General features: G+C 75.1%; 3 protein-coding genes. 1 reads left to right on the top strand and 2 read right to left on the bottom strand.

Annotated elements, in window-relative coordinates; genetic code table 11:
• Positions 1–95 precede the first annotated feature (95 nt).
• Positions 96–911 carry an AraC family transcriptional regulator gene (locus ACIY1X_RS26370; protein ID WP_399686607.1) on the bottom strand — a complete coding sequence of 272 codons (816 nt, stop codon included), beginning with the start codon at positions 909–911 and terminating at the stop codon, positions 96–98.
• 96 nt (positions 912–1,007) lie between these two features.
• On the opposite strand from ACIY1X_RS26370, the gene ACIY1X_RS26365 reads away from it, so the two are divergent.
• A complete protein-coding gene (locus ACIY1X_RS26365) occupies positions 1,008–1,337 on the top strand; it encodes a hypothetical protein (protein WP_399686605.1) in 330 nt (109 codons plus the stop codon).
• A gap of 12 nt (positions 1,338–1,349) precedes the next feature.
• Here the strand turns inward: ACIY1X_RS26365 and ACIY1X_RS26360 are convergent, their stop codons facing one another.
• Positions 1,350–1,511: a fluoride efflux transporter FluC gene (locus ACIY1X_RS26360; protein WP_399686608.1), complete on the bottom strand. Its 162-nt coding sequence runs from the start codon at positions 1,509–1,511 to the stop codon at positions 1,350–1,352.
• Positions 1,512–1,522 lie beyond the last annotated feature (11 nt).

The following is a 1,522-nucleotide window of genomic DNA, read 5'->3' as shown; positions in this document are numbered from 1 at the left end:
CGCGCATGCAGGCGGTGTGGGAGTTCCTGCGCCGGGTGGTGCAGGAGCGGCAGGCACTGCTGACCGGCAGGGCGGGCGGCTGAACGCCCGCTGCGCTACGGGCCGCGGCCAGCGTGGCGAGCGGCGTAGCGCGCCGGCGTTTCGCCGAAGGCGCGCCGGAACATCGCGATGAAGGCGCTGGGCGTGGCGTAGCCCAGCGCGTCGGCCACCACGCCCACCGGGTCGCCCTGCGCCAGCCGTTCCAATGCGTGCATCAGGCCGGCCTGCCGGCGCCACTGCGCGAAGCTCATCCCCAGTTCGGCGCGGCTCAGGCGCGTGAGCGTGCGCGCGGACAAGCCGCCGAAGGCCGCCCATGCGTCGAGGCTGCGCGTGTCGCCCGGCGCGGCGATCACCGCGCGGGCGATGCGCAGCAGGCGCCGATCGGCCGGCAAGGGCAGGTGCGGCGGCTCCTGCGGCGCGCGGCGCAGTTCGTCCAGCAGCACGGACACCGCCCGGCGCTGCGGGGCATCCAGCCGCCGCGCCCAGGTCCACTGCGCCACGCGCCGCACCAGCGCGCCGAGCAGTTCGCTCACTCCCATCACGCAGGCGTGCCCCGGCAGGCTTTGCGCGAACGCCGGTGCGACCAGCACCGTCCATCCGCCGGCCGCGGCGCGCAGGCTGGCGGCATGCCGCTCGCCCGGCGGCACCCAGGCTGCGCGGCCGGGCGGCAGCAGCCAGGCGCCATGCGCGGTCCGCAGATGCACCAGGCCGGCATCCACGCAGAAAAGCTGGCCGCAGCGATGGCGGTGCCAGCCCGTCTCGCGCGTGCCCAGCCGGAAGTCGCCGCCGCGCGCGGCCACCACAGGCGGGCCGTCCGCCCGCTCGGTCCAGGCCTGCAGATGCTGGTTCGGAGACACGCCACGAGCTTGCATGGCCGGATTTCAGCATTCTTCGGCCAGGCCGTGTTGTCAGGCCATCCGCCGGGCATCCGACACTGCCGGCAACAGCACGCCCATCCAGACACTTCCATGACAGATGCCTCCGCCGAATCCGGTGCCGCCGCCCTGGCCGCCGTCAACCACGCCGTCGTCGCCGAAGGCGAAACGCTGCCCGCGGTGCGGCTGAAGGACGGCACGCGCGTGCAGACCGGCACGGTGGCCGCGCTGCTGGACAACGTGCGCCGCTACGACGCCGGCGAGCGGGGCGCCGTCGAGGAGGCGATGGCGCTGGCGGTGCCGACGCTGTTCAAGGTCGGCCTGTTCGACCTGTTCCCACCGCAGGAGTGGATGCGCGGCGGCAGCGCCGGCCGCCGCCTCGTCGGCGCGCTCGCGCAGGCGCACCTCCAAGGCCGCCCCTAGCCGGGCGCGCCGCTACCGGCCCCAGCGCACCAGCGCCATGCCCAGGAACAGCGCGCCGATGCCCAGCACCACGGAGGCCGCCACGTAGCCGCCGGCCAGCGCCGTCTGGCCGCGCTCGTGCAGCAGCGCCGCTTCGAGCGAGAAGGTGGAGAAGGTCGTGAAGCCGCCGAGGATGCCGGTGGTGA

The organism is Xenophilus sp. (genome assembly GCF_044462705.1).
In the GTDB taxonomy this organism is placed as follows: domain Bacteria; phylum Pseudomonadota; class Gammaproteobacteria; order Burkholderiales; family Burkholderiaceae_C; genus Xenophilus; species Xenophilus azovorans.
The sequence above is the reverse complement of the archived record's forward strand: the minus strand, read 5'-3'. Positions and strand labels throughout refer to the sequence as shown.